This window comes from Microtetraspora sp. NBRC 16547 (assembly GCF_030268965.1).
Taxonomy (GTDB): Bacteria; Actinomycetota; Actinomycetes; order Streptosporangiales; family Streptosporangiaceae; genus Microtetraspora.
Window position 1 is genome coordinate 379,428 of sequence record NZ_BSSE01000002.1, and the last position, 23,353, is coordinate 402,780.

The following is a 23,353-nucleotide window of genomic DNA, read 5'->3' on the forward strand; positions in this document are numbered from 1 at the left end:
CGGGACGGCCGATCGCCGGCCGCCCCGGGGGGCTGACGGGAGGGGCACTAGGACGCCTCGCCGGGCCTGGGCTCTGCGCGCCGGGCACCGCGGGGGCGGTCCAGGGCGGCGGCCTCCTCGGGAGTGGGCGCGGTGCCGCCGAGGTGGGTGGGCTGCCACCAGACGCCCGGGGGGATGTCGGGGTAGGTCCGCTGGGCCCGGTCGAGCAGCTCCGACATCCGCCGCCGCAGCTCCGCCGTGGTGTCGGCGAGCGGGGTGCCCGGCTCGGGGTGCATCGGCTCGCCGACCAGGATCGTGACGGGCACGTGCCGCTGGAGGAGCTTGCGGGGACGGCCCTTGGTCCAGAGCCGGTGCGGGCCCCACACGGCGACGGGGATCAGGGGAACACCCGCGTCCGAGGCCATCCTGATCGGACCGCTCTTGATGTCCTTGACCGTGAACGACCGGCTGATCGTGGCCTCGGCGAAGTTCCCGACGATCTCGCCGTCCTTCAGCGCGCGCACCGCCGCGCCGAAGGCGCCCGCGCCGGCGGAACGATCCACCGGGATGTGGTGCATGCCGCGCATCAGCGGCCCGGCCACCGGGTTGTCGAAGACCTCCTTCTTCGCCATGAACCGGACGAGGCGCCGCGAGGGACGTGCGGCCAGACCGGCGAAGACGAAGTCGAGGTAGCTGACATGGTTGCTGACCAGCACCGCCCCGCCCTTCCTGGGGATGCGCTCGGCGCCCTCGACACGGATCTTGAGATCCAGCGCTTTGAAGAGCGCCAGCGCGGTCCGGATCACCGGGGGATACACGATCTCAGCCATGACGGAACGGTAACCTACGGTACCGTAACCTCCTGATCCGGCCCCCTCGGGAGAGCCCGTCGGGAAGACTCCGGGAGAGCCGCCCGAAGGGCGCGTGAGGGGTCAGTGCCCGCGGAACGCCTCCTCCAGCCACCACGCGCCCCGCTCCTTGGTGACCTTGGCGTGGACCGCCAGTGGTCTGTCACGCGGCCCTTTCAGCCACTCGGCGACACCCGCGAGGTCGGCTCGCTCGCGTACGGTCACCGCGTCGCAGCCGAAGCCGCGGGCGACGGCCCCGATGTCGGTTGGCGGGAACGTGACGGTGTCCAGCGGGTGGCCGCCCGGGCCGAAATGGTGGACCTCCGCGCCGTATGCCTCGTCGTCGTAGATCACGACGACCATCGGCAGGCCGAGCCGTACGACGGTCTCCAGCTCCGCCACGCCCATCAGCGCGCCGCCGTCGCCCAGCGCGGCGACCGGGAGGCGGTCCGGCCGGGCGAGCGCGGCGCCGATCGCGGTGGCCAGGCCGAGCCCGATCGACTGGAACGACTGGGTGAAGCAGAAGCCGTTCGCGTCCGGAACCGACAGGAACATCGACGGATATCCCATGAAGTTTCCCGAGTCGACGGAGACGATCCGCTCGGCCGGCAGCAGATCGTCCAGCTCGATGGTGAGCGTGCGGGGGTCGATGCGGCCGTTCCCGCTCCCGTCCTCGTACGGAACGTCCCGCCAGCGGATCTCCCCGGCGATCCGCGCGGCCAACTCGGCGGTGCGGTACCCGTCACGGGGCACGCCGATGGCCTCGGCCACCGCCCGCGCGGTCTCGGCCACGTCGCCGACCACCCCGAGGTGGACCGGCCGGTGCGCGCCGACGGCGTCGGGATCGAGATCGACCTGCACGACCTTGGCGTCCGGGCCGATCAGCGAGCCGTGCCGCGTGGTCCACATGTTCAGCGCGCAGCCCCAGCCCACGATCAGGTCGGCGTCGCGGATCAGCTCGGCCGCCAACGGCGACGCGAAGCCGCCGCTCACGTCGAGGTCCCACTGGCTGCCCCGGAAGAGCCCGCGCGCGACCGCCGACGTGGCGAGCAGCGCGCCCGTCCGGTCGGCGAGCGCCTCGATCTCCCGCCGCGCGCCGCGCGCTCCACGGCCGGCGACGAAGACGGGGCGTTCCGCGGTGGCGAGCAGCCCGGTCAGCTCGCTCACGGAGTCGGCCGGGGCGGGGCCGGACTGCGCCGAGTCCGGCGGCACCACGTCGGACCCCCGCTCCCCCGCGTCGGCGATCCGGCTCGACCGCAGATCCCGTACGGCCCGCTCGACGTCGTCGGGCAGGACCGCGTCCTGGACGTCGAGAGGGAGATTGAGCAGGACGGTGCGGCGGCCGAGCAGCGCGGTGAGGTAGGCGAGCACCGTGTCCTCGACGACGGTCTCGGCCGAGTCGACCCGCGCGGCGAGCGCGCCCACGGCCGCCACGAGACCCGGCTGGTCGATCCGGAAGTTGGACCGCGGCGAGGTGGCCTCGCCGGCCAGCACCAGCAGCGGGGTGCGGCTCTTCGCGGCCTCCGCGATCCCGGTCAGGGCGTTCGTGAGGCCCGGCCCCTGGTGGACGCTGAGCACAGGCACGGTGCCGCTCATCCGCGCGTAGGCGTCCGCCATGGTCGCCGCGCCGCCCTCGTGCCGCGCGGCGACGAACCGCACACCGTGCTCGGTGAGGGAGTTGGTCACGTGGAAGTTGCCGCTGCCGACGACGCCGAACGCGGTGTCGACTCCGAGCGAGGCGAGGACCGCGGCCACGGCCTCGGCGACGTTCACCGCTCCCCCAGGGCGAGGACCCGGACCGGGCTGCCGGAGCCGCCGACGATCGGAAGGGGCCCGGCTCCGATGACCGCGCCCGTCGGCGGCGCGGTGAGGTCCACCACCTCGATCCCACCGCCTCGGATGCCCGCCACGAGATCCCGCAACACCGACATGCGCCCGCCTCCCATTGGTCACAGATCCCCAGAATCCTCCTACAACCGCCGTCGTGAGCGCCAGCATGCGCGCGGTACGCCGTGGATCAGCCGACCAGGGCCGCGAGCGGCCGGCAGAGCCCAGGCCCACGGGCCGAACTCCACCATCCGGATCGACGCGGCTCCGGCGACGGCGGCCGTGTGGAAGGAGATCTTCCAGACCGACGGCGGGGACGCTGGGGATCGAGGCTTGCCGTCCCTCACGACAGGGCAGGCGTAAAAGGGACGACTGGCCCCCCGCGTGAGGACGGCTGCATGAAGAAGCTCATCAACGGTGTCGGCTCGGTGGTCACCGACACGCTGCGCGGTGTCGCGGCCGCGCATCCCTCGCTCCGTGTGGACATCGAGAACAAGGTCATATTCAGGAGGGAGCCGCCCCGGCCCGGCAAGGTGGGGCTGGTCTCCGGCGGCGGCTCCGGCCACGAGCCGCTGCACAGCGGATACGTCGGCTACGGCATGCTCGACGCGGCCTGCCCCGGAGAGATCTTCACCGCGCCCGTCCCCGACCAGATCGCTACGGCGACCACCGGCGTGGACGGCGGCGCCGGGGTGCTGCACATCGTCAAGAACTACACCGGCGACGTGCTCAACTTCGAGATGGCGGCCGAGCTGAGCGGCGATGAGGGCGTGGAGGTGGCGCGTGTCCTGGTCGACGACGACGTCGCCGTGCGGGACTCGCTCTACACGGCCGGACGCAGGGGCACCGGCGCCACGCTGTTCGTCGAGAAGATCGCCGGAGCGCTCGCGGAGAGCGGGGCACCGCTGGCCGAGGTGGCCCGCGTCGGCAAGGAGGTCAACACCCGCAGCCGGTCCTTCGGCGTCGCGCTGACCGCGTGCACCACGCCCGCCGCGGGCGCGCCCACGTTCGAGCTGGGCGACGCGGAGATCGAACTCGGCATCGGCATCCACGGCGAGCCCGGCCGGGCCAGGGCCGCGCACCGGGAGGCCCGCGAGCTCGTCCGGCTCACCATGGACGCGATCGACGACGACCTCCCCCTCTCCGGGGAAACGCTCGTCATGGTCAACGGGATGGGCGGCACCCCGCTCATGGAGCTGTACATCGTCTTCGCCGAGGTCGCCGCGTACCTGGAGGAGAAGGGCGCGACCGCGGTGCGCAGCCTGGTGGGCAACCACGTCACCAGCCTCGACATGCAGGGCTTCTCGGTGACGACGTGCGCGCTCACCGGCGAGCTCACCCGGCTCTGGGACGCTCCGGTGGAGACGCCGGCGCTGCGCTGGGGCCGTTGACCGAAACCCGACACTCTGGAGTCCCCCTTGGACACGCGGTTCTTCACCACATGGATGGAGGAGGCCACGGCCGCCGTGCGGGCCGGCCGTGACCATCTCACCCGGCTGGACGCCGCCATCGGCGACGCCGACCACGGCACCAACCTCGACCGGGGATTCACCGCCGTCGCCGAGGCGCTGGCCGCCCGCCCGCCCGTCACGCCGGGCGGCGTGCTCGTCCTGGCCGGGTCCACGCTGATCCGGAAGGTCGGCGGAGCCTCCGGCCCCCTGTACGGCATCGCATTCCGCGAGATGGGCAAGTCCCTCGGCGAGGCCACGGAGGTGTCGGCGGCCGAGCTCGCCGCCGCCCTGGAGGCGGGCCTCGCCGGCATACGGCGGCTGGGCGGGGCGGAGGAGGGCGACAAGACCATGGTCGACGCCCTGGCTCCGGCCGTCAGGGCGCTGGCCCTGGCCGTACAGGAGGGCGGGACGCCCGAGGACGCGCTGGAGGCGGCCGCCGCGGCGGCCGAGGAGGGAGCGAAGGCGACGATCCCGCTCCAGGCGCGCAAGGGACGGGCCAGCTATCTCGGCCCGCGCAGCATCGGCCACGAGGATCCCGGGGCGGCGTCCACCGCGCTCCTCCTCGCGGCGCTCAGGACCGCCGCCTCCCGCTGAGGGTCGGACGGCGGAGAAGAGACCTACGAAGAGAGACCTACAGGGAACCGGAATGGTGGGCATCGTTCTCATTTCGCACAGCGACGGCCTCGCCTCCGAGGCGGCCGAACTGGCCAGGGGCATCTGCGGCGTGGACGTGCCGGTCGCGGCGGCGGGAGGCACCGACGACGGCGGGATCGGCACGAGCGTGGACAAGGTCGCGGCGGCCATCGAGAAGGTGGACCAGGGGGACGGCGTTCTTCTCATCCCCGATCTCGGCAGCTCCGTGCTGACCGCGCGACTCCTGGAGAGCCCCGGGTCCGTAGTGATCGCGGACGTGCCGTTCGTCGAGGGCGCGGTCTCGGCGGCCGTCGCGGCCGGGTGCGGCGCCCCGCTGGACGGCGTGCTCGCCGCCGCCGAGGAGGCCAGGACCATCCGCAAGATGTGACCCGATCGCGGTTGCGCACAGATGCGCTCTCACAGGACCGGAAGGGACCGTGTGGACAATTTCGTGAAGTAGGTATTAAAGTCGTGCCTCATCATGAAGGATGTACATAAATCGGATACGAGCGGTTTCCGCCGCGACCACGACGACCTCCTCTTCGACCCCCGGGCCAGGGACGCGATGGCCCGCTTCGCCGGAGAGGAGGACACTCTCGCCCTCGAAGCGGCGGCAGCCGTACGCACCGCCGTGCACGCCATCGAGCGGATGCGCTCGCACGGGGCGGAAGGCCGCGGGCTGAGCGCCGGGGCGCTCGACATCCTGATCCGCCTCAGCGCCGCCGTGGACGACGGGATCAGCATCGGCGAGCTGGCCCAGTCGGCCGGGGTGAGCTCCCGCAACGTCACCGGGCTGGTGGACACCCTCGAACGCGACGGACTGGTCCGCCGGGTCCCCGACCGCAACGACCGGCGGTCCGTCCGCGCCCAGATCACGCCCGCCGGGCTGGAATGGATCGAGGCATTCCGCCGCCCGACCCAGGTCGCCATGGCGGCCATCTTCCGGGGGTTCACACCCGCCGAGCTCACGCAGTTGCGGCACCTGTGCCTGCGCCTCGCCGACAACCACCACCGGCTCACCGAACACCTGAACCGCACCGGCGCGAACCCCCAGGCATGACACGCCCGCGAGGCCAACCCTTCCCATACCGCCGGCCGTCCCCACGGCCGGAAGATCGGAGTCCGATGACCAGCGCCTCCACCCGGACACGGCAGACCGTCCGCGGCTATCACGAGGCCCGATTCCGCGGGGACGTGCCCGCGGCCGCCGCCCACCTCGCCGAGACGTTCGCCTTCCAGAGCCCGCTGATGAGTTCGGCGGACGCCGCCGGCCATCTGTCCGGCCTCCCCGGTTTCCTCCAGGTCGTCACCGGAGTCGACATGATCAGCGAGCTGTACGGCGAGTCGGAGGCGACCCTCGTCTACGACGTCCACACGGCCACCCCCGCCGGCACCCAGCGGACGGCCGAGCACTTCCGTCTCGACGACGGCCGGATCACCTCCATCATGCTGATCTTCGACGCGACCCCGTGGCAGCCGATGAAGGCGATGATGGGCTGACTCCCGGACCGCCGTTCAGACCCCGTACGGGACCCGGATAGCACGACAGCCTCCCCTGCGGTCTCGTCTGCGGGGGAGGAGAACCAGGCGTGGTCATCCGAGATGTGTGAAGGGCCGACCGCTTAAATGACCGCCCGCCGGTCGAGCGGGTCAGATCCGAAACGACAGAGAACTAGGGTGAGGTCATGGACGTGACGCTGCTGACAGTCCCCGACTGCCCCAACCTGCCCCTGCTGGAGGCACGCCTGGCCGAGGCGCTCTCCGGACGACCGGATGTCCACATCACCTGTCAGGTGGTCACCGACCACAACCAGGCCCAAGCACTCGGCATGCACGGTTCGCCCACGATCCTGGTCGACGGACTCGACCCCTTCGCCGAGCCCGGACAACCCGCTGGGCTCGCGTGCCGCCTGTACCGGAATGCCGGAGGCGTCTCCGGGGCCCCGTCGGTGGCCGAACTTCGCGCAGTCCTGGCAGCGGGGGAACGCGACGACACGTGACCTGACGGTCGCGTGACCACGCGTCCCGTGTCTCACGGGCGGCGGGGCTGCTGCCCGCGCCCTTCCACGCGTAGCCGGGGCATCCGCGCCACTGACGCCGGCCGCCATTCTGGACATCCTGCCGTACGTACCGTCCGGCGCCTGTTCATCGACTGATTGCGACCGCGCCGTAAAACGGGACACCGCGATCAACGGCCGGTGCCGGCCCGCGCCGTCCTACGCACCGCTCTCATCCTGTGGTCACTCTTGACTGCCAAGTACTTTGCGATACAAAGTTGACGACCGGCGGCACCTTGTGCCCGCTGTCCAGACTCCGAGTACGAACGATGGGGGATACCGCGTGGACACACCTGCCATGGCCGACTCCCAAGAGCCAGGGGCGTGGCCTCGGGAACCGGGCGCCTTGCTCGCGGAGACCGACTCCTTGCGATCAAGGGCGCGGATGCAGTTGCGAGGCTCGTGGGTGCCGCTGCTGGGCTTCGGGCTCATGTCGCTCGCGGCGGTTCCCGTCGCCCGCTACGCCTACAACTTCGGCGCGCACGGCCGGAACGTGCTCTCCTATCCGGCTTTCGCCTACGCGGAGCTGAAGGGACTGTGCGTCGCCCACATCCCCGGCGCTCCCTGCGACGCCCATGAGTTCGACGGGGCGGTCCTGCGATTCGTGGCCTGGGGGATCTGGTTCGCCGTGTTGCCTCTGGTCTGGTTGGCGTTCGCTCGTTGGTATCGCCATCGTGGCGAAATCCGGGGGATCCTGCCCCGCCGGGGGTCATGGCTCTGGGCCATGGGTGTCACGTTCGCGCTCGTCGTGGCGGCGTTCCTCGCTCTCTTCTTCAGCCGCGGGCAGCCGGGGAACGCGACTTTCATCGAGAACGCCTACGCCTGCCCGTGGTACCTCGTGGGAGTGGGTCTCCTGGTCCTCGGCCTTCTCGAACGCCGCTGGATCACCGCCATGGCGGGACTGTGCCACGCCGCACTGTTGTCGGCCTACCTTGCCGCGTCGTGGGGCACCGGCTGGCTCCCGTGGGCATACCCCGCCGACCCGGGCTGGACCGACGGCCCGCAATTCAAAGCACTCCTGCTGACGGCGGTTCTGCTCGTCGCGGGTTTCGCCGAATGGAGATCAGGGCGACCGCGAAGGGCACCACACACCACCGCGTTGATCACGACAACCACATGAAAGCGGACACCTCACCCGCGGACCCCGGTGACGCGAACGCGCTCCATCCGACGTATGCGCTGGACGACACCGTCCACCAGCGCGTACGGCTCGGCATCCTCTCGATCGCTCGCGAAGCCGGTCAGGTGGAGTTCGGTTTCCTCAAGAACCAGCTCGCGGTCACCGACGGCAACCTCTCGCGGCATCTGAAGGTGCTCGAAAACTCGGGCTTGATCGCCATGCACAAGGGCTACGAGGGCAGGCGTCCCCGTACGTGGGTCTCGATCACCACAAAGGGCAAGCGCGCGTTGGAGGCCGAGATTCAGGCGCTCCGCAGGCTTGTCCACCGCCTGGACGCGGGAGAGCCGTAGCCCTGAAACACCCCATCGACATCGGCGCTCTTTCGCGTGTCCCGCTCCATCCAATGAACTGACACCTGCGGGCACTCCGTACGTGGCCACGTGAAGTGCGGCCGCGTACGCGGCCTTTTCATTACAGGGGCGAGGCGACCCGCCTGCGGCGGCTCGCGGTGCTCCGGGACACCAGCGGGCCCGGCGTGCGACTCTCCGGCCGGTCCCGGCCCGCGCCGCCCATGCACTACTCCGACGCAGAGTCCTACCTCGCCCCTCCCCTGATAACTCACCGAAGCACCTGACTCGGCCTGACGGCATACGCAACAATGGCCCTTCTGCGCACTCTCTGCCTCTACTGTCCCTAGACGTTCCAGATGCAGACCATGGAGGGTTTCGCTTTGTCTGGTAGACGAATCATGGCACTGGCGGTGCTGATGTGTGGCATCGGCTGCACGCCGGAACCGCAGTCGACATCGATATATCAGGCTAACTCCGCACCCAAAAAGAAGGCTTCATCTCCCGCCTACCAGGAAAAGCTCCTTAACTGCGAAGTCGATCTTCCCGCCTCTTGGCGTAATTCGATAACAAAGGGAGAAATTCCCACAAATACTACAGGCGGCCAGGTTGGACCCACATCGGTTGGACCTGACGGCTCTGCGGTATTCGGCCAACTGGAAACCGGCACCGACAAATACACCGGCGCTCCAATAAATGAGGAAATCGTCCAACTTGATTGGAAAAGTGGCTCCTGGTCAACGGTATACAAGATGGAGCACTCCGATCGCGACCAGCAAGTAGATGGAGCCTACGACGGCCGCTGGTTTGTTTTTGCAATCCAGCACTCCCTGTCCTCCTATCATGACTGGTCGGTTCACGCCTGGGACAGTGCATCTCGCAAGAATAGGACGCTAGATGAAGATACCAACGTCCCATACCCGCTTGTCGACGCCTTTTCCGGAAAGGCTGTATGGAGCAAGAAAATAGATCGCGACACCACCGAAGTCTATCTATACGGTTTAGCCACGGATAGAAAAACGGTGATTGCTCGTGGCAAAATTCACACAGCGCGAATAGTTGGCGATTTAATTATTTGGCTTGAGGTTCCATCCAATGGTGGCTTGGAGTTCCGTGCCGCCTCACTACAGACTGGATCACCCGTAGAGACACCGCAAGGTCTGCAAGGAGTTGGCCAAGTAGGACAGCTAGTAGCTAGTGGTTCGACGCTCGCATGGATCGAGAGCAACTTTCAGACGGCCCGCGCCTGGAGAGTCGGCTGGGACGAACCCCGCACCATCTTCGACGAAGGTCCAGACAAAGAAATCGACGACATCAACATTTCAGGGGACTTAGTATCCTGGCACGCCATGGACAAGGGCCAGCCGGTTTATATCGGCGATGTGCGCACTGGATCATGTGTGCGACTCAGCGAGCGCGGCGGCTACGTCGAGACAAACAAAGACGCGATGATCATCGTCTATCCAAGTTCAACTAAACAGAAGTATGACTCATTTATGCTGCGCCCATCACTCTTACCACCGCTCCCTAAAAAATGATCACCTACCGCTCCGAGACTCTATGGCGCAGAGCTAAAGTAATTCACGCATCGTGGGATTGAGGCGATCCGCGGGAATCCTGGAAGTTGTTGTGGGACCAGTAGCGCCGATCAAATAGTCGAGGCGCAGAACTACGAACGCGGACTCTCTCGCCCCCGCTAGCCGCCCGCCAGCGACGTTCGCGGCCAGGACCGCCTAGGACTCGGGCAGGGACTTCACGCCCAAGAATCCCCGACCGGAATTCCAGCGAAGGATCCTCCAGCCTTCCTGGATGAAGGAAACCGAAGTTCCGTCCCGAGAGATGGAGGACCGCTCCCAGCCGTCGATACCTTTCATGAGGTGGATGTCCCACGTTTGGAAGTTCCCCGTGCTGACGGCGGCGATGGACTCCATCGGCGGTTCACCGTCATAACAGAATGTCCCGAAGTCGGCGATCACGGCCACGGTCCCGACCGTGGTGCGCATCGAGATGCCCTGGCAGGGATCCAACTCCGTGCGGAAGATCGCGCGGGGCTTGGTCCACCCTCCGGCCTGGGGGCTGTAGCGCTGCTCCATGAGGCCCGTGCCGCGACGGTAGAACATCGCCACCCGCCGGCCGTCGGCCAGGTTGATCATGGCGTTGTACGTTTCAGGGTCATCAACCGTCATGTTGCTATTCTGGAGCTTGAAGGAGTACTCGGTCTGCTCCTCCTTATGAATGGCGATGTTCCCGGGACCCTCGGAAGCGCTCGCCACGGCACCAGTCGTCTGCCCGCACCCCGCAACCGACATGACAGCCCCCGCCGCGACGAGCGATATCCATTTGCCGATGTTCATGTGCGCCTCCTATGTGCTCGCAAGGGTTCTACTGGCCCGCCACGGCAGGCCGCGGTCGCGATAATCTCTCGTACCGCTCTCGAAGCTCCTATTCGCTCTCGCGACGCCGGCCGACGCGTCCCCGCCCTCGCATGAGCTTCAGTGGTGCGGGGACCGGACCCCTTTCCACGCCAACGCCTTTCACGTCCTGCCGTGCCGCCGCCGTCCGGAGAATCTCGCCGTCAACGAGACCGGCCTGCCGTCGCGGCCCCAATAGCTATCAGTCGTCCGCCGCGTAACTGGCCCAAGCGATCATGGTCAGGAATCCTAAAGGATTATTTCCCGGGCGCCGACCGCGCGCATGACTGAGCCGGCACAATGTTCGCGCTGATGGACGCGTACGTCCCGAATTGTTGGAGGCCGCATATGCCGAGCCTCGCCTGCGGCAGTTGCTGCCGTGGACGGGCATGGGAGAACTGCACTTCAGCCGCTGTACGGACCCTCGATGGACGTGGGATATCCCCTACATCGTCCCCGCTGTGCAGGGCAGCTACCAGGTATCCGGTCCACTCCGCAGCGAGACGGTGGGATGGGCGGCTACGCCAGCACAAGCCGTGACGATGGTGGTGGAACGTCTTCCACCCGGTTGTGGACCGGCATTCGTCGGCAGCCCTGAAGACCTCGCTGCTCACGAAGCGGCTACGCCGCCCGCATAGACGAGTATTGAAGGACAAACTCCAGCTGAAGGGACGTGGCCGCCTGATGACCTGCCACCGCCGCTCCTCGCAGAGTTCGTTCAGCTGGCCCGTATGTCCATCACGACCGGACGGAACCTAGGGTGATCGGCATGGATTACGTACGGCTGGGCAACACGGGCCTCAAGGTCAGCAGGATCTGCCTCGGCATGATGAGCTACGGCGACCCCGACAAATGGGGCGGCTGGGTACTCCCCCAGGATCAGGCCGAACCCATCGTCCGCAAAGCTGCCGACGGCGGCGTCACCTTCTTCGACACCGCCGACGTCTACTCCCAAGGCGTCAGCGAGGAGATCACCGGCAACCTGCTCCGCGCGATCTTCCCCCGCCGCGAAGACTACGTCGTCGCCACCAAGGTCTACTTCCCCATGGGCTCCGCCCAGAACGACTGGGGACTGTCGCGCAAGCACATCCACGCCGCCGTCGACGCCTCACTCCGCCGCCTCGGCACCGACTACATCGACCTCTACCAGATCCACCGCTGGGACGACCAGACGCCCATCGAAGAGACCATGGAGGCCCTCAACGACGTCGTCCGCGCTGGAAAGGCCCGCTACATCGGCGCCTCCTCCATGTACGCCTGGCAGTTCGCCAAGGCCCAGAACACCGCCGAACGCAACGGCTGGACCAAATTCGTCGCGATGCAGCCCCACTACAACCTCGTCTACCGCGAGGAGGAGCGGGAGATGATCCCGCTGTGTCTCGACCAGGGTGTCGGCCTGATCCCGTGGAGCCCGCTCGCCCGGGGCCTGCTCGCCCGCGCGGGTACGCCGGCCGACACCGTACGCCAGGTAGGGGATGGCGCGCGGCAGGAGCAGCTCTACGGCGGCGCGGCCGACGCGGCGATCATCGATCGGGTGGCCGAGACGGCGCGCGATCGCGGCGTGGCACCGGCGTCGGTGGCGCTGGCGTGGCTCCTGCACCGGCCCGGCGTGACCGCGCCGATCGTCGGCGCCACCAAGGAGCGCCACGTCGAGGACGCGCTGGCGGCGACCGGCCTCGAACTCTCCGACAAGGAGATGTCCTACCTGGAGGAGCCCTACCAGGCGCGGGCCGTCCAGTTCTGATCCGCGCGGCGCCCGCGTCGTCCCGGCGCGGGCGCCGTTCGTCCGTCCCGGCCGGGTGGCCCGGCCTGACGGCATTGCGGCCTCTGGACGACGGTCATGCCGCACGGCATGGCCGCGGGCCGCTTCCCAGAGCGGATTCCGCTCTCTCCGCTCCGCCGGGGGTGACCGTCCAGGCCGGCGGCAGGCGGGAGGGAAGATTGTCGGAGGCACGCCGTACGCTGCTGGCATGGGACGGTCGAACGACGAGGCGGCTGCCGCCATCGAGGAGTACGCCGAGCTCTTCGCCCTGAACGGCGGGGACGCGTTCCGGGTGCGGAGCTATCAGAAGGCGGCGAAGTCGATCGCCGGCTTCCCCGAGGATCTCCGCCAGACGGACGTGCGCAGGATTCCCGGCGTGGGCGAGGCGATCGCCAAGAAGGTCGAGGAGTTCCTCCAGCGGGGCAGCTTCCGCCAGCTCGACGATCTGCGCGCCGTCGTTCCCGAGGGGGTGCGCGAGCTCACGAAGGTCCCGTCGCTCGGGCCGAAGAAGGCGCTGTTCCTGTTCCAGGAACTCGGCGTCGACTCCCCCGCGGCCCTCGCCGAGGCGATCAGGGGCGGGCGGCTGACCGGGCTGCGGGGCTTCGGCCCCAAGACCGAGGAGAACCTGCTCAAGGGAGTCGAGCAGCTGGAGCAGTCGGGCCGGCGGGTCCACCTCGGCATCGCCGTGGATCTGGCCGAGCGGGTCATCGCGTCGCTGCCCGCCGAGCGGATCACCCATGCCGGTTCGCTCCGGCGGATGCGCGAGACGATCGGCGACGTCGACATCCTCGCCGTCGGCCCGGTCGAGCTGATGGCCGCCTTCGCGTCGCAGCCGTACGTCACCGAGGTGATCGCGCGGGGCGACCGCAAGACCTCGGTCCAGACCGATCGCGGCATCCAGGTGGACCTGCGCCTGGTCCCGGCCGAGTCGTGGGGGGCCGCCCTGGTCTACTTCACCGGTTCCAAGGAGCACAACGTCCGCATCCGCGAGATGGCGGTGAAGAGGGGGTGGAAGCTCTCCGAGTACGGCCTGTTCGACGGGGAGGAGCACGTCATCGCCTCCGAGACCGAGGAGGACATCTATCACGCGCTCGGCATGCAGTGGGTGCCGCCGACGCTGCGCGAGGACGGCGGCGAGGTCCAGGCCGCGATCGAGGGCCGGATCCCCCGGCTGGTCGAGCTCGGCGACCTCAGGGGCGACCTGCACACGCACACGAACCTGACCGACGGCATCGCCTCGCTGGACGACATGGTCGCCGCGGCGGCGCGCCGGGGTTACGCCTACTACGCCGTCACCGATCACGCGCCCGACCTGGTCATGCAGCGGATGACGCTGGAGAAGGCGCTCCAGCAGCGGGCCGAGATCGCCACGCTGCAGCGGAGATATCCCGACATGCGGTTGTTGCACGGCACCGAGCTCAACATCGCCCCCGACGGTTCCGTGGACTGGCCGCCCGAGATCCTGGAGGGGTTCGACATATGCGTCGCGTCCGTCCACTCGCACTTCGGCCAGAGCCGCGACGAGATGACCCGCCGGTTCATCGCCGCCTGCGAGAACCCCAACGTCCACATCATCGGCCATCCGACCACGCGGAAGATCGGCAAGCGGCCCCCGGTGGACGCCGACTGGGACGCGGTGTTCCGGGCGGCGGCGCGCACCGGCACCGCCATGGAGATCGACTCGTTCCCGGACCGAGCCGATCTCCCGTCCGATCTGGTCCGGCTCGGCCGCCACCACGGCGTCAAGTTCTCGATCGACAGCGACTCGCACGCGATCCCGCACCTGGCCAACCAGCGATTCGGGGTCGGCATCGCCCAACGGGCCTGGCTGACCACCGACGACGTGATCAACACCTGGCCACTGGACCGCCTACGCGCATTCGTCGGCCGCGGGCCCGACAGCCGGTAGCCGCACACCCCGGCGCCGGTAGGCGGACTCCCTGGCGCCGGCAGCCGGATGACTCCGCGCTCGTCGGCAGGCGTCGAGGCCGCCGCGCCGGTACATCTCGCCCCGCGGGCCCAGAGGTCGTGGCCGCGCCACAGGATTCACGGTTTCCTGGTAGGAAATAGGTGAAGATCGAGGAGGGTGGTCCACATGGCTCTCGATGACCCGACCGGCACGTCCGTCTCCAAGGTCCGCGTCCCGCGCCCGCGCGGGGAGATCCGCTGTATCCCGGGGACCGAGCCCGGGCGGCCCTTCGTCAAGCCGGTGCCTCCCGAGCTGTTCGACGTATACGGCACCTGCGCCGAGATGCGCTGGGAGGCCATGCGGGGGCGGGGCTACCACGTGCCCAACGACCGGTTCTTCGTCAGGAACCACACCTCGACCCCGCTGATCGACGTCGACGCCTGGCGGCTCAGGGTGCACGGGTCGGGGCTCCGCTCGCCCCGCGACTTCACGTACGACGAACTGCTCGCACTGCCGGCGCGGACCATGGACGTCGCGATCGAATGCGCGGGCAACGGGCGGGCCTTCTTCGCCTCCCAGCAGGGCCTGCACACCCCCGGCACGCCGTGGCGGCTCGGCGCGATCGGCGTGGCCCGCTGGCGCGGTGTGCCGCTGGCCGCGATCCTCGCGCTAGCCGGGCTCCGCGAGGACGCCGTCGACGTCCTGCCGAGCGGCCTCGACCCGGAGTACGTCCACGACGGCGTGAACCTCGGCCACGTCCGCCGCCCGCTCCCGATCGCCAAGGTGCTGGACGACGTGCTGCTCGCGTACGAGATGAACGACGAACGGCTGCCGCTCGACCACGGCTTCCCCGCCCGGCTGATCGTCCCCGGCTGGACCGGGATCGCCTCGATCAAGTGGCTGGGCGCCATCGAGGTCTCCACCACCCCGCTGGCGTCTCCCTGGAGCACCGACCTCTACCGGATGCTCGGCCCCGGCCAGTCGGAGGAGCCGCTGACCACGCAGGTGGTCAAGAGCGCCTTCGAGCTGCCCTGGAACGCGACGCTCCAGGCCGGACGCCGGCACATCCTGCGCGGCAGGTCGTGGTCGGGGAACGGCCGCGTCGTGAAGGTGGAGGTCAGCGTCGACGGCGGCCGGTCGTGGCTGCGTGCCCTCATCCGCGGCCGGGGCGTGGCCGCCGGTTGGGCGCCGTGGCACATCGCCTGGTTCCCGGAGGAGCCCGGCCCGTACGTCCTCCAGGCCCGGGCGACCGACGAGACCGGCGCGACCCAGCCGTCGCGCACGGCCTGCAACACGCTGGGCTACCTCTACGACGGGATCGTGGGACACCCCGTCACGGTGACCGAGGACAAAGATTGCCAAGAGCGGCACTAGAAGAGCCGTCGAACGGGAATGTCACCACGAGGCCACCTCACCTGCATCAGGAGAGGTGAGGCGCGTCCGACCTGCACTGGTCTCGCTCCCGTGGCCTTTTCCCGGCTCCACGCCGGGGTCACGCTCGTCTGAAATCACTCCCCGGAGACGTGCGGGAAACGCGGCGGTAACCCGGCGCGGAGATGATGGTCACACTCCGGAAGCGGACGATGATCGTCCGCCACGGAGCATGGCGGCGAGCAGGGAGGATTGCCGATGCGTCAGCTGACGCCACTCGACACGCAGTTTCTGAGCGCGGAGTCGCATACGACCGCGTCGCATGTCGCGGGCATGGCGATCCTCGATCCGGCGTCCGCGCCCACCGGGACGGTCACCTGGGAGGGGTTGATCAACCTGCTGCGCGAGCGCCTCCACCTCGCGCCTCCCTTGCGGATGCGCCTCGCCGACGTGCCCTTCGCGCTCGACCGGCCGTACTGGGTCGAGGCCTCGGACCTGGACCTGCGCGACCACGTCTACGAGTCGACGCTGCCGGCCCCCGGCGACGACGACCAGCTCGCCGAGCACGTCGCCCGCATTCACGCGCGCCGCTTGGACCGGGCCCGGCCGCTCTGGGAGATGCATCTGATCCACGGGCTGCCGGACGGCCGGGTGGCGCTCTACATGAAGGTCCACCACTGCGCCATCGACGGTGTGTCCGGCACCGAGATCCTCGCCTCCCTGCTGGACATCTCCCCCGAGCCGCGCCTGGTCGAGATGCCTCCGGAGGTCCCGGCGGAGCGGACGCCGGAGCAGATCGGCCTGCTGGCGGGCGGGCTGGCCCGCTCGGTCGTCCACCCGGTCGCGGCGCTGCGGTCGTTCACGCGGGTGGTGGCCGACCTCGACGCCGTCCCCCTCGCCTCGGCCCTGCCGGGCGCCCGTCTCGTCGCCCGCGCGACGCGGCGTCTGCTCGGCGACGAACGGCCCCGGCCCGAGCTGCCGTCGCTCGCCGCCCCGCGCACCCCGTTCAACGGGGTCATCTCCGGCGAGCGGAGCTTCGCCTTCGGCTCGATCCCGCTGGGTGAGATCCGGCGGGTCTCCCGCACCTTCGGGATGAGTGTCAACGACGTCGTCATGACGCTGTGCGCGTCCGCGCTGCGCCGCTGGCTGATCTCCTGCGACTCGCTGCCCGACCAGCCGCTGATCGCGGCGGTCCCCGTCGCCGTCCGCAAGGCGCGCGGCAGCGAGACCATCGGCAACCAGATCTCCGCGATGATCACTCCGCTGGCGACGAACGTGGACTGCCCGAAGGAGCGGCTGTCGTCGGTGCGCTCGGCCATGCTGGCCGCGAAGCGGCGTTTCGCGGTGTCGCCCGCCACCTGGCTCAGCGACGTCTGTGCGATGTTCCCCGCGCCGTTCTCCGCGTTGGCCACGCCTGTGCTGTTCCGGCTCGCCGGCATGGTGGGGACCGGGGTGAACCTGATCGTGTCCAACGTTCCCGGTCCGCCGTTCCCGCTCTACCTCTGCGGGGCCCGGGTGCTGTCGTACTACCCGATGTCCGTGCTGACCGACGTCACAGGGGCGCTCAGCATCACCTGCATCTCGTACGACGGGCGGCTGGACCTCGGCGTGGTGGCCTGCCCTGACCGGGTGCCGGATGTGTGGAGCCTGATCGGCCACATCGACGAGGCGATGGAGGAGCTCACCACGCTGGCCAAGCGGGAGAAGGCCGCGGAGCTGGAGGCCGCGGCTCAGGACGGCGCGACTCAGGACGGCGCGACTCAGGACCGCGCGGCTCAGGACGGCGCGACTCAGGACAGCGCGACTCAGGACAGCGCGGCTCAGGAAGCCGCGGAAGCAAAGCACGGGGAAGTCGAGGGCGTGAACGCGAAGGGCGGGGAGCCGCGCGCGGCCGAACCGCGGACCGCCCGGCCCGAGCCCGGGGCGCGCGCAGCCATGGAGCGCGAAACCATGGAGAAGGTCCCCGCCTGATCCGGCGGCGGAGATGGCGGCGGAGACGGCGGCGAGTCAGCCCAGCGCGTGGGCGATCAGCTCGGCGACCGCGTCCGGGTCGATGTGATGGCCGGTGAGCTGGCAGAGGCTCTCCTGGTAGAGCAGGACGGCGGCGAACGTGGCGGCGGCGGCCTCCAGCCTCGCCGCGTCGCCGCGGCCGCCCGGTCTGGCGAGTTCCAGCGCGAACCGCGCCCTTCTGATGATCTCCGCGTTGAGCCGGTGCAGCCGGTCCCGTATCGAGCCGTGCGTGTCGGCCTCGCGGAACAGGATCCGCCGCATCGCGGGTGAGGCGTGCAGCGGCATCCGGCGGGCCAGCCGGGACAGGGCTCCCGCGGCGTCGCCCGGCGCCGCCGGGGCGTCCTCCTCGACGTCGTGCTCGGTGACCAGGGTCCGCTCGTCCACCAGCGAGATCAGTACGTCGATCTTGCGGGGAAAGTAGTGGAAGAGCAGACCCTTGGGCACCCCGGCCAGTTCCGCGATCCGCGCCGTCGGGGTCGCGTCATACCCTCCGCCCGAGAAGAGCTCCTCGGCCGCGTCGAGAATCCTGGTTCTGGCCGTCTGCCGGTACACGAAACCGACGATAACCACAGGAGATCCGCCGTACCATCTCGCGGCGGACAGGTGCTCCTTCACCCCCGCTCCGGCGCGCGGGCGGCGCCGGGCATGGGAACGGCCCGGCCGCGGGGACTGCGCCGCCCGCGGCCGGGCCTGACCGGTGTCACCGGACCCGGATCATCGCCCCGGGGTCAGTGCTCGGTGGCCTTCTCCGCGCCGACACCGGTGAGCGAGCGGACCTCGATCTCGGCGTACTTCGACGCGTTGTACTCCTTGCTGAGAATCGTCCCGAGGTAGCCGGCGAGGAAGCCGACCGGGATCGAGACGATGCCGGGGTTCGACAGCGGGAACCAGTGGAAGTCGCTGTCGGGGAACATCGACGTCGGCGCGCCGGAGACCACCGGCGAGAAGATGACGAGCGTGACGGACGTGATCAGGCCGGCGTAGATCGCCGAGACGGCGCCCGCGGTGTTGAACCTCTTCCAGAACAGGCTGTAGAGGATCGCGGGCAGGTTGCCCGAGGCCGCCACCGCGAAGGCCAGCGCGACCAGGAAGGCCACGTTGAGCGACTGGGCGAAGATGCTCAGCGCGATCGCGACCGCGCCGATCACGAAGGCGGAGATCCGGGCTACCACGACCTCCTGCCGCTCGGTGGCGTTGCCCCGCTTGAACACGTGGGCGTACAGGTCGTGCGCGAAGCTGGACGAGGAGGCCAGGGTCAGGCCGGCGACCACCGCCAGGATCGTGGCGAACGCGACCGCCGCGATGACCGCGAGCAGGATGGTGCCGCCCACCTCGCCGAAGATCTCCCGCCCGACCGCCTCGGCGAGCTGCGGCGCGGCCGTGTTGCCCGCCTTGTCCTGCGCCTTGATCGCCTCGCCGCCGACCAGCGCCGCCGCGCCGAAGCCGAGCACCAGGGTGAGCAGGTAGAACACGCCGATGATCCCGATGCCCCACTGGACGGACTTGCGGGCGTCCTTGGCGGTGGGCACGGTGTAGAAGCGGATCAGGATGTGCGGCAGGCCGGCGGTGCCCAGGACGAGGGCCAGGCCGAGGCTGATCAGGTCGATCTTCCCGGCGATGCCCTGCGCCTCGGTGCCGTACTTCAGACCGGGTTCGAGGAGCGCGTCGCCCTTGCCGCTCTTCGCGGCCGCCTCACCGAGCAGGCTGGAGAGGTTGAAGCCGAACTTGCCGAGCACGAGCAGCGTGATCAGCGTGGCGCCGGTCATCAGCAGGACGGCCTTGACGATCTGCACCCAGGTGGTGCCCTTCATGCCGCCGAAGACCACGTACACGATCATCAGCAGGCCGACCGCGATGATCGTCCAGATCTTCCCGGCCTCGGAGTGGACGCCGAGCAGCAGGCCGACGAGCGCGCCCGCGCCGACCATCTGGGCGAGCAAGTAGAAGATGCTGACCACGATCGTGGACACGCCGGCCGCGGTGCGCACCGGGCGCGGGCTCATCCGGAAGGCGAGCACGTCGGCCATCGTGAACTTGCCGGAGTTCCGCATCAGCTCGGCGACCAGCAGCAGGGCCACCAGCCAGGCGACGAGGAAGCCGATCGAGTAGAGGAACCCGTCGTACCCCGACAGCGCGATGATGCCGGCGATGCCGAGGAACGACGCGGCCGACATGTAGTCGCCGCCGATCGCCAGGCCGTTCTGCAGACCGCTGAACGAGCGGCCGCCCGCGTAGTAGTCCGCGGCGGTCTTCGTGTTGCGGCTGGCCCAGAACGTGATGCCGAGCGTGCCGGCGACGAAGAGAACGAACAGGATCGTCGACAGGGTCTCGTGCTTCATGCGGACGTCTTCTCCTCGACCTCGTGACGGAGCTCGTCGGCCAGCGGGTCCAGCTTCGTCGCGGCGTGCCGCGAGTACGCCCAGGCGATCAGGAACGTCGAGACGAACTGCAGCATGCCGAAGACAAGGGCGACGTTGATGTTGCCGAACAGCTTCGTGCCCATGAAGCCACGCGCGAAGCCGGACATGATGACATAAAGCACGTACCACACGAGGAACGCGACGGTCATCGGGAAGACCCAGCGCCGGAACCGGCTCCGCAGCTCGCGGAACCGCTCACTCGCCTGTATCTCCTCATAGACGGACGCGTCATGTTGCTGAGTCGTCACACGACCTCCCACGGCTGTGATCTGGATCACGCAGAGCGTAGGAGCGGACCGTACCCCGCGACGAGACGCCCGTGCCGTTTCTTCGGTGAGCCGCCGCCACACGGCGGTCAAGCAGGTACGGCGTGCGGCGAATGGTCCTATCAATGCGCCCAGCGGTCAGGACGGACCGGCGAGGAGACCGGGGTCAGGCCGAGCGCGGCCGCCAGTCACCGCGGTCCACGTCGAGCGTCTCCGGGGTGTGCAGCCGGACCATCGTCCTGGCCACGTTCCTGGGCACCCGGGACGGCGTCAGCAGCGAGACGACGATCATGACGGTGAAGGAGATGGGCACGCTCCACGCCGCCGGCTGGGCCAGCAGGGCCTCCGGCCAGCCCGAGTACGGCCCGCCGATGATGGTCGCCGCGACCGCGGCGCAGGCCAGCCCACCCCCTGTGAGGAGTCCGGCCAGCGCGCCGACCGTCGTGAGCCGCCGCCACCAGATGCCGAGCACGAGCAGCGGGCAGAACGACGATGCGGCGACCGCGAAGGCCAGCCCGACCACGTCGGCCACCGGCAGCGTCCGCGCCATGCCCGCCAGCGCGAACGGCACGGTCACCGCGAGGACCGTGGCCAGCCGGAACGGCCGCACCCCGCCGCCCATGAGGTCCTGGGCGATCACCCCCGCGACCGACACCGCCAGCCCGGACGACGTCGAGAGGAACGCGGCGAACGCCCCCGCCGTCACCAGCGCGGTCAGCAGCTCCCCCGCCGTCCCGCCGATCAGCCGCCCCGGCAGGGTGAGCACGACGGCGTCCGTCGCGGGCAGTCCGTACACCCGGCCGAGGTACCCGTACACCGCGGGCATCAGATAGAAGGCGCCGAGCAGCGTGAGCACCAGCAGCGTGGTCCGGCGGGCCGCCCGGCCGTCGGGGTTGGTGTAGAACCGGACCAGCACGTGCGGCAGGCCCATCGTGCCGAGGAACGTGGCCACGATCAGCGAGTACGTCGCGTACACCGGGTGCTCGCGGCCGTGCAGCGGCAGCGCCCACGGGTCGCCGGGCGGCAGACCGGGCGACCCGTCGGAGCGCCAGGCGATCAGCATGAACGCCAGCGGCACGGCCAGCGCGGTCAGCTTGATCCAGTACTGGAACGCCTGGACGAACGTGATCGACCGCATGCCGCCGGACAGCACGTTGAGTGCGACCACCACCGCGACGAGCAGGCCGCCCGCCCAGGTGGGCGCGCCCGTGACCGTACGGAAGACCAGCCCGGCGCTCTGGAACTGCGGCATGAGGTAGAGCCACCCGATCAGCACCACCAGCACGCTCGACGTGCGCCGCACCACCATCGACTCCAGCCGCGCCTCGGCGAAGTCGGGCAGCGTGTACGCCCCGGACCTGCGCAGCGGAGCCGACACGAGCACGAGCAGCACCAGGTAGCCGCCGGTCCAGCCGACCGGGAGCCACAGCATGTCCGCGCCGTAGGTGAGGATCAGCCCGGCGACGCCGAGGAACGACGCCGCCGAGAGGTACTCCCCGCCGATCGCCGAGGCGTTCCACAGCGGCGACACCGTACGCGACGCGACATAGAAGTCCGAGGTGGTCCGGGACACCCGGATCCCGAAGGCGCCGATCAGGACCGCCGCGAGCAGCACCAGCACGACCGCGGTCACGCCGTAGGCGGGGCTCACGGCCTCACTCCCGGTCCATCAGCTCGGCGAAGTGACGCTCGTTCCGCTCCGCCTGCCGTACGTAGAGCCAGGCGCCGACGACGAACGCGGGATAGATGAGACCGGCGAGCACCACCCACGGCAGCGGCAGGCCGAGCACGTCGGCCGAGCGCAGCTCCGGGACCAGCAGGAACAGCAGCGGCAGCCCGCCGACCACGCAGGCGAGCACCGTGCAGACGAACAGCCCGAGCCGGAACTGCGTCCGGACCAGCGACGCCATGTAGACCTCGCCGAGCCGTGTCTGCTCGTCGATCTCCGTGGTCAGCGGACGGCGGGGACGGCGGGCGGCGGACGTGCGCGGGCTGGTGACGACGACGCGGCGCGGGCGGTCGGCGTCGGCGGCGGACCGGTTCACCCGCAGCAGGTCCGAGATCCGCTTCTCCGTCATCGCGGCCCGGCCTTCCGCGCCCGGCGCACCAGCAGGTCGCGCAGCTCGCGGGTGTGCCGCCGGCTGACGGGGATCTCCGTGTCGCCGATCCGCACGACGCACCGGCCGGAGTCGATGTGCAGCTCGTCGATGTGCCGGAGCGCGACCAGGTAGCTGCGGTGGACGCGGACGAATCCGGCGGACGCCCAGCGCTCCTCCAGCGCGGCGAGAGGAATGCGCACCAGGTGGCTTCCCGTCGCGGTGTGCAGCCGGGCGTAGTCGCCGCGCGCCTCGACGTACCTGACCTCGGTGCTGGTGACGAACCGGGTCACTCCACCCAGCTCGACCGGGATCGTGTCCGCCTGCGGCCCGATCTCCGGCGCGGTACGGCTCCCGCACACCCGCCTGATCGCCTCCGCCAGCCGCTCGGGCCGGACCGGCTTGAGGAGGTAGTCCTCGGCCTTCAGCTCGAACGCGTCCACCGCGTGGTCCTCATAGGCGGTCACGAACACGATCTTCGGCGGCCGGGTGAACTGGGCGAGGAGCCGGCCGAGCACCACGCCGTCCAGCCCGCGCATCCGGATGTCGAGGAAGACCGCGTCCACGGGCCGGCCCTCAGCCATCGCCCGGTCCAGCAGCTTCAGGGCCGCCGCGCCGTCGCGCGCGGTCAGCACCTCGCCGATGCGCGGATCCGCCCTGAGCAGGTAGGCCACGTCCTCGAGGGCGGGCTGCTCGTCGTCCACCGCCAGGACCCGCAGGCCGGTCACGGGCGTCCTCCTTCACCACCGAATCCCATAGAGAGTGATGAATCAGGACAGCCGAAGTCAACGCCCGGCCACGGAAGGATCACCGCGATTCAAGCGGCGATTCACGCCACCGGCCTCA

General features: G+C 69.5%; 23 protein-coding genes and 2 pseudogenes. 14 read left to right on the forward strand and 11 right to left on the reverse strand.

The genetic code is table 11. The annotated features are described in order from the left end of the window. Nucleotides 1-47: 47 nt before the first annotated feature. The 3 genes from QSK17_RS04405 to QSK17_RS04415 all read right to left on the reverse strand — a co-directional run bounded on the left by QSK17_RS04405 (nucleotide 48) and on the right by QSK17_RS04415 (nucleotide 2,758). Complete coding sequence (locus QSK17_RS04405) at nucleotides 48-809, reverse strand: lysophospholipid acyltransferase family protein (protein WP_285703080.1); 762 nt, start codon at nucleotides 807-809, stop codon at nucleotides 48-50. Between the two features lie 102 nt (nucleotides 810-911). Then, a complete protein-coding gene (locus QSK17_RS04410; protein ID WP_285703081.1) occupies nucleotides 912-2,600 on the reverse strand; it encodes a thiamine pyrophosphate-binding protein in 1,689 nt (562 codons plus the stop codon). Next, nucleotides 2,597-2,758 carry a cyclase family protein gene (locus tag QSK17_RS04415; RefSeq protein ID WP_285703082.1) on the reverse strand — a complete coding sequence of 54 codons (162 nt, stop codon included), beginning with the start codon at nucleotides 2,756-2,758 and terminating at the stop codon, nucleotides 2,597-2,599. Before QSK17_RS04415 ends, QSK17_RS04410 begins: the two co-directional genes overlap by 4 nt. A gap of 294 nt (nucleotides 2,759-3,052) precedes the next feature. On the opposite strand from QSK17_RS04415, the gene dhaK reads away from it, so the two are divergent. From dhaK to QSK17_RS04460, 9 genes are all read left to right on the forward strand, one after another. Continuing rightward, nucleotides 3,053-4,045 (forward strand): dihydroxyacetone kinase subunit DhaK, encoded by a 993-nt coding sequence (gene dhaK, locus QSK17_RS04420; RefSeq protein ID WP_285703083.1) that lies wholly within the window; start codon nucleotides 3,053-3,055, stop codon nucleotides 4,043-4,045. Nucleotides 4,046-4,072: 27 nt separating this feature from the next. Continuing rightward, on the forward strand, nucleotides 4,073-4,699 hold the full coding sequence (gene dhaL, locus QSK17_RS04425; RefSeq protein ID WP_285703084.1) for a dihydroxyacetone kinase subunit DhaL: 627 nt from the start codon (nucleotides 4,073-4,075) through the stop codon (nucleotides 4,697-4,699). Nucleotides 4,700-4,751: 52 nt separating this feature from the next. Further along, complete coding sequence (gene dhaM / locus QSK17_RS04430) at nucleotides 4,752-5,126, forward strand: dihydroxyacetone kinase phosphoryl donor subunit DhaM (protein ID WP_285703085.1); 375 nt, start codon at nucleotides 4,752-4,754, stop codon at nucleotides 5,124-5,126. A gap of 93 nt (nucleotides 5,127-5,219) precedes the next feature. After that, entirely contained in the window at nucleotides 5,220-5,798 is a 579-nt protein-coding gene (locus tag QSK17_RS04435; RefSeq protein WP_285703087.1) for a MarR family winged helix-turn-helix transcriptional regulator, read from the forward strand. A gap of 65 nt (nucleotides 5,799-5,863) precedes the next feature. Continuing rightward, the gene (locus tag QSK17_RS04440) at nucleotides 5,864-6,238 is read left to right on the forward strand and encodes a nuclear transport factor 2 family protein (RefSeq protein WP_285703088.1); all 375 of its coding nucleotides are present in this window, start codon (nucleotides 5,864-5,866) and stop codon (nucleotides 6,236-6,238) included. Nucleotides 6,239-6,423: 185 nt separating this feature from the next. After that, on the forward strand, nucleotides 6,424-6,738 hold the full coding sequence (locus tag QSK17_RS04445; RefSeq protein ID WP_285703089.1) for a thioredoxin family protein: 315 nt from the start codon (nucleotides 6,424-6,426) through the stop codon (nucleotides 6,736-6,738). A gap of 442 nt (nucleotides 6,739-7,180) precedes the next feature. After that, nucleotides 7,181-7,915, forward strand: coding sequence for a hypothetical protein (locus QSK17_RS04450; protein ID WP_285703090.1), 735 nt, complete (start codon nucleotides 7,181-7,183; stop codon nucleotides 7,913-7,915). Continuing rightward, the gene (locus tag QSK17_RS04455; protein WP_285703091.1) at nucleotides 7,912-8,265 is read left to right on the forward strand and encodes a winged helix-turn-helix domain-containing protein; all 354 of its coding nucleotides are present in this window, start codon (nucleotides 7,912-7,914) and stop codon (nucleotides 8,263-8,265) included. Before QSK17_RS04450 ends, QSK17_RS04455 begins: the two co-directional genes overlap by 4 nt. Nucleotides 8,266-8,621: 356 nt before the next feature. After that, a complete protein-coding gene (locus tag QSK17_RS04460; RefSeq protein WP_285703092.1) occupies nucleotides 8,622-9,800 on the forward strand; it encodes a hypothetical protein in 1,179 nt (392 codons plus the stop codon). Between the two features lie 195 nt (nucleotides 9,801-9,995). Here the strand turns inward: QSK17_RS04460 and QSK17_RS04465 are convergent, their stop codons facing one another. Further along, nucleotides 9,996-10,616, reverse strand: coding sequence for a hypothetical protein (locus QSK17_RS04465; protein WP_285703093.1), 621 nt, complete (start codon nucleotides 10,614-10,616; stop codon nucleotides 9,996-9,998). A 392-nt stretch (nucleotides 10,617-11,008) separates the two neighbouring features. Here QSK17_RS04465 and QSK17_RS36045 point away from each other — a divergent pair, with 392 nt between their 5' ends. The 5 genes and pseudogenes from QSK17_RS36045 to QSK17_RS04485 form a co-directional block, all read left to right on the forward strand. Then, on the forward strand, nucleotides 11,009-11,311 hold the full coding sequence (locus QSK17_RS36045; protein WP_352231760.1) for a DUF6193 family natural product biosynthesis protein: 303 nt from the start codon (nucleotides 11,009-11,011) through the stop codon (nucleotides 11,309-11,311). A gap of 131 nt (nucleotides 11,312-11,442) precedes the next feature. After that, complete coding sequence (locus QSK17_RS04470; RefSeq protein WP_285703094.1) at nucleotides 11,443-12,417, forward strand: aldo/keto reductase; 975 nt, start codon at nucleotides 11,443-11,445, stop codon at nucleotides 12,415-12,417. A 226-nt stretch (nucleotides 12,418-12,643) separates the two neighbouring features. Further along, nucleotides 12,644-14,344: a DNA polymerase/3'-5' exonuclease PolX gene (gene polX, locus QSK17_RS04475; protein WP_285703095.1), complete on the forward strand. Its 1,701-nt coding sequence runs from the start codon at nucleotides 12,644-12,646 to the stop codon at nucleotides 14,342-14,344. Nucleotides 14,345-14,530: 186 nt separating this feature from the next. Next, a complete protein-coding gene (locus tag QSK17_RS04480) occupies nucleotides 14,531-15,718 on the forward strand; it encodes a sulfite oxidase (RefSeq protein ID WP_285703096.1) in 1,188 nt (395 codons plus the stop codon). A gap of 255 nt (nucleotides 15,719-15,973) precedes the next feature. After that, nucleotides 15,974-17,398, forward strand: a pseudogene (locus QSK17_RS04485) (WS/DGAT/MGAT family O-acyltransferase); the annotation flags it as partial. A gap of 90 nt (nucleotides 17,399-17,488) precedes the next feature. Here the strand turns inward: QSK17_RS04485 and QSK17_RS36050 are convergent. From QSK17_RS36050 to QSK17_RS04515, 7 genes and pseudogenes are all read right to left on the reverse strand, one after another. Continuing rightward, nucleotides 17,489-17,560 (reverse strand): annotated as a pseudogene (locus tag QSK17_RS36050) (hypothetical protein); the annotation flags it as partial. Nucleotides 17,561-17,722: 162 nt separating this feature from the next. Then, nucleotides 17,723-18,277, reverse strand: coding sequence for a TetR/AcrR family transcriptional regulator (locus QSK17_RS04490; RefSeq protein WP_285703098.1), 555 nt, complete (start codon nucleotides 18,275-18,277; stop codon nucleotides 17,723-17,725). A 176-nt stretch (nucleotides 18,278-18,453) separates the two neighbouring features. Further along, nucleotides 18,454-20,064 (reverse strand): monocarboxylic acid transporter, encoded by a 1,611-nt coding sequence (locus tag QSK17_RS04495; RefSeq protein ID WP_285703099.1) that lies wholly within the window; start codon nucleotides 20,062-20,064, stop codon nucleotides 18,454-18,456. Then, on the reverse strand, nucleotides 20,061-20,393 hold the full coding sequence (locus tag QSK17_RS04500) for a DUF485 domain-containing protein (RefSeq protein WP_285703100.1): 333 nt from the start codon (nucleotides 20,391-20,393) through the stop codon (nucleotides 20,061-20,063). The genes QSK17_RS04495 and QSK17_RS04500 overlap by 4 nt, the downstream gene beginning before the upstream one ends. A 184-nt stretch (nucleotides 20,394-20,577) precedes the next feature. Then, nucleotides 20,578-22,062: a sodium/solute symporter gene (locus QSK17_RS04505; protein WP_285703101.1), complete on the reverse strand. Its 1,485-nt coding sequence runs from the start codon at nucleotides 22,060-22,062 to the stop codon at nucleotides 20,578-20,580. Nucleotides 22,063-22,066: 4 nt separating this feature from the next. Continuing rightward, a complete protein-coding gene (locus tag QSK17_RS04510) occupies nucleotides 22,067-22,489 on the reverse strand; it encodes a hypothetical protein (protein WP_285703102.1) in 423 nt (140 codons plus the stop codon). Beyond that, a complete protein-coding gene (locus QSK17_RS04515) occupies nucleotides 22,486-23,235 on the reverse strand; it encodes a LytR/AlgR family response regulator transcription factor (protein ID WP_285703103.1) in 750 nt (249 codons plus the stop codon). The genes QSK17_RS04510 and QSK17_RS04515 overlap by 4 nt, the downstream gene beginning before the upstream one ends. Nucleotides 23,236-23,353 lie beyond the last annotated feature (118 nt).

What these genes read in the sequence shown, in the direction of transcription:
- dhaM (WP_285703085.1), top strand. Translation starts at nt 4,752, where the DNA reads ATGGTGGGCATCGTTCTCATTTCGCACAGCGACGGCCTCGCCTCCGAG.
- QSK17_RS04450 (WP_285703090.1), top strand. Translation starts at nt 7,181, where the DNA reads ATGCAGTTGCGAGGCTCGTGGGTGCCGCTGCTGGGCTTCGGGCTCATG.
- QSK17_RS04460 (WP_285703092.1), top strand. Translation starts at nt 8,622, where the DNA reads ATGCAGACCATGGAGGGTTTCGCTTTGTCTGGTAGACGAATCATGGCA.
- QSK17_RS04465 (WP_285703093.1), bottom strand. Translation starts at nt 10,616, where the DNA reads ATGAACATCGGCAAATGGATATCGCTCGTCGCGGCGGGGGCTGTCATG.
- QSK17_RS04440 (WP_285703088.1), top strand. Translation starts at nt 5,864, where the DNA reads ATGACCAGCGCCTCCACCCGGACACGGCAGACCGTCCGCGGCTATCAC.
- QSK17_RS04405 (WP_285703080.1), bottom strand. Translation starts at nt 809, where the DNA reads ATGGCTGAGATCGTGTATCCCCCGGTGATCCGGACCGCGCTGGCGCTC.
- dhaK (WP_285703083.1), top strand. Translation starts at nt 3,053, where the DNA reads ATGAAGAAGCTCATCAACGGTGTCGGCTCGGTGGTCACCGACACGCTG.
- QSK17_RS04480 (WP_285703096.1), top strand. Translation starts at nt 14,531, where the DNA reads ATGGCTCTCGATGACCCGACCGGCACGTCCGTCTCCAAGGTCCGCGTC.
- QSK17_RS04445 (WP_285703089.1), top strand. Translation starts at nt 6,424, where the DNA reads ATGGACGTGACGCTGCTGACAGTCCCCGACTGCCCCAACCTGCCCCTG.
- QSK17_RS04495 (WP_285703099.1), bottom strand. Translation starts at nt 20,064, where the DNA reads ATGAAGCACGAGACCCTGTCGACGATCCTGTTCGTTCTCTTCGTCGCC.
- QSK17_RS04435 (WP_285703087.1), top strand. Translation starts at nt 5,220, where the DNA reads ATGAAGGATGTACATAAATCGGATACGAGCGGTTTCCGCCGCGACCAC.
- QSK17_RS04510 (WP_285703102.1), bottom strand. Translation starts at nt 22,489, where the DNA reads ATGACGGAGAAGCGGATCTCGGACCTGCTGCGGGTGAACCGGTCCGCC.
- polX (WP_285703095.1), top strand. Translation starts at nt 12,644, where the DNA reads ATGGGACGGTCGAACGACGAGGCGGCTGCCGCCATCGAGGAGTACGCC.
- QSK17_RS04455 (WP_285703091.1), top strand. Translation starts at nt 7,912, where the DNA reads ATGAAAGCGGACACCTCACCCGCGGACCCCGGTGACGCGAACGCGCTC.
- QSK17_RS04470 (WP_285703094.1), top strand. Translation starts at nt 11,443, where the DNA reads ATGGATTACGTACGGCTGGGCAACACGGGCCTCAAGGTCAGCAGGATC.
- QSK17_RS04415 (WP_285703082.1), bottom strand. Translation starts at nt 2,758, where the DNA reads ATGTCGGTGTTGCGGGATCTCGTGGCGGGCATCCGAGGCGGTGGGATC.